We start from the raw sequence: 7,025 nt of genomic DNA, 5'->3' as shown, positions 1-7,025 counted from the left end.
ACCGGTCGGGCCCGGCGGCTGTGTCAGAGGCGGCGAATCACTGACACGACGAGACCCATGATCTGAGCATAGGTGCCGTCGATCGGTTCATAGTCCTTGTTCTGAGGGAGCAGCCATTGCTGACCGGCCTTGCGCTTGAGGGTCTTCACCGTTGCCTCCCCGTCGAGCAGGGCTGCGACGATCTGACCGTTGTCTGCCGTGTGCTGTTTGCGCACGACCACCCAGTCGTCGTGACAGATGGCGGCTTCGATCATCGAGTCACCGACGACCTTGAGCAGGAACATGTCGCCCGAGCCGACGACCTGGGTCGGCAGCGAGAAGACATCATCGACTTCCTGCTCGGCCAGGATGGGCCCGCCTGCGGCGATGCGACCGACCACAGGAACCTGGACTGTGTTGTTGGCCAGCTCTTCGTACTTGGCCCGCTCTGCCTCTTCCTCTTCGAAGGGATTGACCACTTCGATGGCACGCGGGCGCTTCGGGTCGCGGCGGACATAACCGAGGCGTTCGAGCTGAGAGAGCTGGTGGGCCACGCTGGAGAGTGAGGCGAGTCCGGCTGATTTGCCGATCTCGCGCATGCTCGGCGGGTAACCGTTGGTCACGACGGCCCGTTCAATGGTCTCGAGGACCAGACGCTGTCGCGGGGTCAGTCGAAAATCGCCCTCGCCGGTGGAGCCTTCCGGAATCGAGACCTCCTCGTCATCAGTGCGTGCGGCTGCGATCTCGCTGGCGACGTCCTCGTTGCGCGGACGACCTCTCCCTCGTTTGTTCTGAACCATTGCCCGTTCCCCTTCGTTCTATTCCCGCCGACCTCACCGCTTGATCCTCTCGTCGAGAATTCTCGTGTCAGTGCCGCCTGAGATGGTTCTTTCAGATCAATCAACAACGCTGGTTCTCTCTCATTGTCGCATAAATGTTCGAGTTGGACTGGACATATGTTCGATTGGCATGTTGAATAGAACAGACGTTCTACCTATTGCGGGTGGAATCGTACGAAGAGAAGAGGTAAAGCGATGTCTGCACAGATCCAGGAACTGCGTTTCACCACACGCGGACGCCAGGCGATGCGTCTGCTTCGGACCATTGTGTGCGCTTTCGTCATCGTCGGCGGAGCATTCTTCCTTGCCACACAGTCGTTTTCGGCGGCAGCCGGAGCGGAGACAGAGAACATCGGCATCGACGCCGAAGCAGTCGTCGTCGGTGACGGGGAGTCTCTGTGGACCGTTGCCGCGAGCCTCGGGCTCGACCGTGACACCCGCGATGTCGTGGCCGACATCGTCGACATCAACCATCTGTCCTCGCCTGTGGTGCACCCGGGGCAGACCTTGGATGTGCCCCGACGCTAGACTGATGCGGTGGGAAATAACGAGCCTTTGCCAGTGCGTTCGGATCTAGTCGGCCTCAAGCCCTATGGCGCTCCGCACCTCGATGTGCCGGTGCAGCTGAACGTCAATGAGAACGCCTACCCGATTCCGGATGTGGTCGTCGACAGCATGCGGTCAGCCGTCGATGGACACTTCGCCGGACTCAATCGGTACCCCGATCGTGAGTTCGAGGAACTGCGCGAACACCTGGTCACCTACCTGCAGGGAGTCAATGACCGGGCCGGACAGTCCGTCGGTCTCAGCTCTGAGATGATCTGGGCGGCGAACGGATCGAACGAGGTCCTCTCCCATATCGTGCAGGCATTCGGCGGACCGGGCCGCACGGTCCTCGGATTCACTCCCAGCTACTCCATGCACCCGCTGATCACCACCGGCACCGGCGCGACGTGGCAGGCCTCTGCGCGCAAGGACGACTTCACCCTTGATGCAGAATCCGTCGCCGCCGAGGTGGCCGAGGCGGATCCCGACATCGTCTTCCTGTGCACACCGAACAATCCCACAGGCACATCGATCGGTCTCGACGTCATCGAAGCCGCATATGACAACTGCTCCGGCATCGTCATCGTCGACGAGGCCTATGCCGAGTTCTCCAGACCCGCGCAGCCCTCGGCGATGACGCTTGTGGCCGACCGCCCCCGGTTGGTCGTGTCGCGGACGATGAGCAAGGCATTCGCCTGCGCGGGCCTGCGCCTGGGCTACGCCATTGCCGCACCGGAGCTCATCGATGTTCTGCGACTGGTGCGCCTGCCGTACCACCTGTCGGAGATCACTCAGGTGCTCGCCTGCGCCGCCCTTGAACACTCTGATGTCCTCCTGGAGAACGTCGACAGACTCATCGACTCCCGGGACCGAATCTCGGACCACCTGAGCAAGGTTGGATTCACCGTCTACCCCAGCGATTCGAACTTCGTCCTCTTCGGCAACATCGCCTCACCGCAGGAACTGTGGCAGAAGCTGCTCGATCGCGGAATACTGATCCGCGACATCGGCATCAGCCATCACGCCCGGGTCAACGCCGGCACGGAAGAGGAGACCACGGCATTCCTCACAGCTGTCGACGAGATCATGGCAGAGGATTCCGGCATTCTGCAGCCGTCGCACTGAGACGACACCACTGTGATGTCCACACCCAGATGCTGCACATCGTTCGGCACAGAGGACAATGGTCCTCAAGCGGCACCCCACCTACCTACGAAAGGCCAGTCATGAGGCAGGCTCAACGCTCCCGCTCGACCTCGGAATCTTCGGTCACCGTATCCATCGACCTCGACGGGACCGGCCGGTCGGACATCTCCACCAGTGTTCCCTTCTTCGACCACATGCTCACGGCGGTGTCGAAGCATTCGCTCATCGACATGAGCATCCAGGCCGAAGGCGATACCCATATCGACGTCCACCACACGGTGGAGGACACCTCCATCGTTCTCGGCCAGGCGCTGGGCGAGGCGCTGGGGGACAAAACCGGGATTCGCCGCTACGGGCTGGCTGCCGTCCCACTGGACGAGGCGCTGGCCCGCTGCGTCGTCGACGTGGCCGGTCGCCCGTACTTCGTGCACGAAGGAGAGCCTGAGGGACAGCAGTACCACCTCATCGGCGGTCACTTCACCGGGTCGATGACCTCGCACTCTCTCGAATCGATTGCGTTCCACGCCGGCCTCACGGTGCACCTCGACCTGCTGCGCGGCCGGGACCCGCACCACATTGCAGAAGCTGAGTTCAAAGCCTTCGCCCGCGCTCTGCGCGAGGCCGTCGAGCCGGATGCCCGCAATCAATCTGTGCCCAGCACGAAGGGAGTCCTGTGAGCACCACCGTCATTGTGACTCCTTTCGGGGTCGCCGAGCAGCTGGCTGCTGCCTGCGTGCTGTCGAACATCAGGGGAACCATTGTCCCGATCGGAGACTTCACCGGAATCGTCCTGGCCGACACAGATGTCCAGGCGGGCAACGAGGCGGCTGCGGCGATCTCCAAGCTCTCCGGTAAGCACGAGGTCCTCCTCCTCGTGCGCAGCGAGGAGCAGATCGACGCCGGTCATTTCCGGCACGGTGCACGCGAATCGGATGTACCGGCCGGCCTGGCGCTGAAGAACCTGCCGGATGTCCTTGAGCAGCTCCTGCTCGAAGTCGTGTCCGCCGACGATGTCGAGGGCAGCATCGCCACTTCCTCGATGACGAAACTGCAGGCCAGCGCCGCCACGATGTCCCCGGGACGGGCGGCAGTTGCACGGACGGCGCTGCTCTGGATCGTCGTTGCGGTACTCGCGGGACTCATCACCGCTTTCGGCATCACCATCGGGCTGGGTGGGAACGCCGTGGCCTGGGTGGTGGCTGTCTTCGGCGCGATCGTCCTCGGCTTCTCACTGTGGAGGATCTACAACGTCCTGGCCAAGGGGGCAACGCAATGAGCACGGTTGCGGTCCTCGACTACGGGGCAGGAAACGTCCGGTCGGCCGTGCGAGCGGTTGCCGCCGCCGGTGCCGAGGTCGTGCTGACGGCCGATCGTGACGTCATCGATGCCGCAGACGGTCTGCTCGTCCCCGGCGTCGGCGCCTATTCGGCCGTGATGACCGGACTGATAAGAGTCGGCGGAGACGAACTCATCCGTTCATGGCACGACAGCCAGCGACCTCTGTTGGGCATCTGCGTCGGACTGCAGGTCTTCTTCGCCCGTGGAGAAGAACACGGGGAGAAGACGGAGGGGATCGGGCTCTGGCCCGGCGCGGTGACAGCGCTCGAGGCTCCGGTCGTTCCGCATATGGGATGGTCGCAGGTCAGCGCCCCGAAGACCTCACAGATGTTCGCCGGCATCGCCGACGAACGCTTCTACTTCGTGCACTCCTATGCGGCAAACGAAGCACCGTCGAACACCGTGGCGACCACGGCCTCCCACGGCGCCAGCTTCATCGCGGCCGTCGAAGACGGCACCACCTGGGCAGCCCAGTTCCACCCGGAGAAGTCAGCCGAAGCGGGTGCGCGCCTGCTGCGCAACTGGGTCGGTTCCTTCTCCCGGGCAGGCCAGACACGCCACTAACATTGCCGATACGCTCTCGTTTCATCTGCTCCGGTTCGCCCAACTCAGCCTCCACAGTCTCCACAGCCTCTTGAGAAAGGTCACAATGACTCAAACCCCCAGCAAGCTCGTCCTCCTCCCCGCAGTTGACGTCGCCGATGGCAAAGCCGTCCGCCTCGTCCAGGGCGAAGCCGGCACCGAAACCGACTACGGTTCTCCCATCGACGCGGCCCATGACTTCGAAAGCAGGGGTGCGGAGTGGATCCACCTCGTCGACCTCGATGCCGCATTCGGTCGCGGGTCGAACTCGGACTTGCTCAACCAGGTCGTCAAGGCCGTCGGCATCAAGGTCGAACTCTCCGGAGGCATCCGCGACACCGAGAGCCTCGAGCGTGCGCTCGACACTGGGGCAGAGCGAGTGAACATCGGCACGGCGGCCTTGGAGAACCCGGAATGGACCGCCGACATGATCTCCCGATTCGGTGATCAGGTCGCCATCGGACTCGACGTCCGTGGCACCACACTCGCGGCCCGTGGTTGGACCCAGGAGGGGGGAGATCTCTATGAGGTTCTCGAGACTCTTGAGAAAGCAGGGTGTGCCCGCTATGTCGTCACCGACGTCCGCAAGGACGGCACGCTGCAGGGGCCCAATGTGGAACTGCTGAAGTCGCTGGCAGAGAAGACCGAAAAGCCGATCGTGGCATCGGGGGGAGTCTCCAGCCTCGATGACCTGAGGAATCTGCGCGACCTCGTGCCATTCGGTGTGGACTCGGCGATCGTGGGCAAGGCCCTGTACGCCGGAAAGTTCACCTTGGAAGAAGCTCTCGAGGTTGCTGGAGGCTGAAGAAGTGACATCCGACTCGGCAGATCGGCCTGACTCGGCAGATGGTTCCGACTCGGCCGGCCAGTCCTGGGCAGGCCGGGAACTCAAACCCAACCCGTTCTCGGGTGACTCGGGTCTCGCCGACACCGGTCTGCTGGAAGCGCTCGGTCGGGTCAACAGAGAACCGCTGGAACCCCAGGCCCACCTCGGCGTCGTTCGAGCGTTGGCGGGTGCGAGGCTCTATGCCCCGATCGTTCCGGTCGCAACCGAACAAGAGGTCGGCGAGCACGGGCACATGGTCGACAACGCCTCGGACATGGCGATGGTCCGGCTGCAGGGCGAGGACGGCCGTGAGTGCACCCCCGGCTTCTGCTCGATCCCTCCGCTGACTGCATGGCATCAGGAAGCCCGCCCCGTGCCGATCGAATCCGAGCGCCTCGTGCTCGGCGCGGTCGAAGCCGGATCCCAACTCATCGTCCTCGACCCGGGCACGTCACAGCCCTTCCTGCTCCGGCGTCCCGCCATGTTCGCCTTCGCCCAGGGGCACCCCTGGACACCGGCCTGGGCCGACGCCGAGGTGGGGCAGGCGCTGGTCACAATCGCCGAGGACTTCCCCTGGCTGGCTCAGATCAGCCTGCGCCCCGGCAGCGCCCGAGTCCACGTCGAAGGACCCGAGGTCGGCATCAGGCTCGGGGTGCGCTCTCAGGTGCCCGCCGACGAGATGACACGATTCCAACAGGCGCTGGCCGCCGATGAGACGATCGTCGAGAGAGTGGATTCGCTGGCTCTGCAGCTCGCCGAGTCCTAAGCGCCTGTGATACACCGAACCCAAGGTGTCCGGCCGAATCCCGAATAGAGGGAAGGGGCATGTGCACTTGCCTCATTTCTCCTATGCTTGATCTCTATGAGTGAGATTCGTGACCTGAGTCGTCCGACCGTCCCAGACGAGAGCTATCTCGGCCAGATCGCCGCCGAGACTCAAGCCCGCAGCGAGCAGGCAGGCGAGTGGAACTCCGAGTTCAACGGGGCACCCGAGTCGAGCACCGCGGTCCTCGCCGCCGGGCTCGCTGCGGCCAGGGCGGATCTCGACGGACTGCTGCACACGATCCACTCACTGGCGGAGACCGCATTCGCCGAACATGATTCTGTCCGGGCCATCGCCTCGGTGCTGGGCTCACGGGGAATCGAAGTCGAGACCGGACTGTTCGGAGTCGACACGACCCTACGTGCGACCACAGGAGCCGGCGGCGGGCGCACGATCGCGATCCTCGCCGAATACGACGCTCTCCCGGAGATCGGTCATGCCTGCGGTCACAACCTCATCGCCGCCTCGGGGGTTGGGGCATTCCTTGCCCTGCATGCCCTCTGCGAACAGGACCCGAGCGCCGTTCCCGGCACCGTGGTGCTGCTCGGCACTCCCGCAGAGGAGGGCCACTCAGGCAAGGAGGTCATGGCCCGTGGCGGAGCCTTCGACGGCATCGACGCGGCCATCATGGTCCACGGCTACGGGTACGACTGCGCGGATCAGGTGTGGTTGGGCAGGCGCCTGCTCAACGTCACGTACTCCGGGGTCGCCGCCCATGCCTCGGCGCAGCCGTTCATGGGCCGCAATGCCCTCGACGCCGCGAACCTCTTCTACCAGGGCCTCGGGCTGATCCGCCAGCAGATGCCGCCGATCTCCCGCCTGCACGCCGTCATTGCCAACGGCGGGACACGGCCCTCGATCATCACGGAATCCGCCACTGTGCGGTGCTATGTCCGGTCGAAGTTCCCGGAAACACTCAAGGAGCTTTCGGACAGGGTCGAGGACG

General features: G+C 63.9%; 9 protein-coding genes. 8 read left to right on the top strand and 1 reads right to left on the bottom strand.

The window, feature by feature from the left end; genetic code table 11:
- Window positions 1-23 precede the first annotated feature (23 nt).
- Window positions 24-779: a transcriptional repressor LexA gene (gene lexA / locus L0G76_RS12810; protein ID WP_304357578.1), complete on the bottom strand. Its 756-nt coding sequence runs from the start codon at window positions 777-779 to the stop codon at window positions 24-26.
- Between the two features lie 234 nt (window positions 780-1,013).
- Here lexA and L0G76_RS12805 point away from each other — a divergent pair, with 234 nt between their 5' ends.
- The 8 genes from L0G76_RS12805 to L0G76_RS12770 form a co-directional block, all read left to right on the top strand.
- Window positions 1,014-1,346, top strand: coding sequence for a LysM peptidoglycan-binding domain-containing protein (locus L0G76_RS12805; protein ID WP_304357577.1), 333 nt, complete (start codon window positions 1,014-1,016; stop codon window positions 1,344-1,346).
- Between the two features lie 33 nt (window positions 1,347-1,379).
- A complete protein-coding gene (locus L0G76_RS12800; protein ID WP_304357576.1) occupies window positions 1,380-2,489 on the top strand; it encodes a histidinol-phosphate transaminase in 1,110 nt (369 codons plus the stop codon).
- Window positions 2,490-2,590: 101 nt separating this feature from the next.
- On the top strand, window positions 2,591-3,187 hold the full coding sequence (gene hisB, locus L0G76_RS12795) for an imidazoleglycerol-phosphate dehydratase HisB (RefSeq protein WP_304357575.1): 597 nt from the start codon (window positions 2,591-2,593) through the stop codon (window positions 3,185-3,187).
- Window positions 3,184-3,786, top strand: a complete 603-nt coding sequence (locus L0G76_RS12790) for a hypothetical protein (protein WP_304357574.1) — start codon at window positions 3,184-3,186, stop codon at window positions 3,784-3,786. Before hisB ends, L0G76_RS12790 begins: the two co-directional genes overlap by 4 nt.
- Window positions 3,783-4,412, top strand: a complete 630-nt coding sequence (gene hisH, locus L0G76_RS12785; protein ID WP_304357573.1) for an imidazole glycerol phosphate synthase subunit HisH — start codon at window positions 3,783-3,785, stop codon at window positions 4,410-4,412. Before L0G76_RS12790 ends, hisH begins: the two co-directional genes overlap by 4 nt.
- An 85-nt stretch (window positions 4,413-4,497) precedes the next feature.
- On the top strand, window positions 4,498-5,235 hold the full coding sequence (priA, locus tag L0G76_RS12780; protein ID WP_304357572.1) for a bifunctional 1-(5-phosphoribosyl)-5-((5-phosphoribosylamino)methylideneamino)imidazole-4-carboxamide isomerase/phosphoribosylanthranilate isomerase PriA: 738 nt from the start codon (window positions 4,498-4,500) through the stop codon (window positions 5,233-5,235).
- 4 nt (window positions 5,236-5,239) lie between these two features.
- Entirely contained in the window at window positions 5,240-6,022 is a 783-nt protein-coding gene (locus tag L0G76_RS12775) for an SseB family protein (RefSeq protein WP_304357571.1), read from the top strand.
- 96 nt (window positions 6,023-6,118) lie between these two features.
- Window positions 6,119-7,025: amidohydrolase (locus L0G76_RS12770; protein ID WP_304357570.1), on the top strand; the 907-nt coding region annotated here is incomplete at its 3' end.

The organism is Brevibacterium picturae, assembly GCF_030453725.1.
GTDB classification, from domain to species: domain Bacteria; phylum Actinomycetota; class Actinomycetes; order Actinomycetales; family Brevibacteriaceae; genus Brevibacterium; species Brevibacterium sandarakinum_A.
The sequence above is the reverse complement of the archived record's forward strand: the minus strand, read 5'-3'. Positions and strand labels throughout refer to the sequence as shown.

Bases quoted from the DNA above. Each gene is read 5' to 3' on its own strand.
- lexA (WP_304357578.1), bottom strand. From the start codon at position 779: ATGGTTCAGAACAAACGAGGGAGAGGTCGTCCGCGCAACGAGGACGTC.
- L0G76_RS12805 (WP_304357577.1), top strand. From the start codon at position 1,014: ATGTCTGCACAGATCCAGGAACTGCGTTTCACCACACGCGGACGCCAG.
- hisB (WP_304357575.1), top strand. From the start codon at position 2,591: ATGAGGCAGGCTCAACGCTCCCGCTCGACCTCGGAATCTTCGGTCACC.
- hisH (WP_304357573.1), top strand. From the start codon at position 3,783: ATGAGCACGGTTGCGGTCCTCGACTACGGGGCAGGAAACGTCCGGTCG.
- priA (WP_304357572.1), top strand. From the start codon at position 4,498: ATGACTCAAACCCCCAGCAAGCTCGTCCTCCTCCCCGCAGTTGACGTC.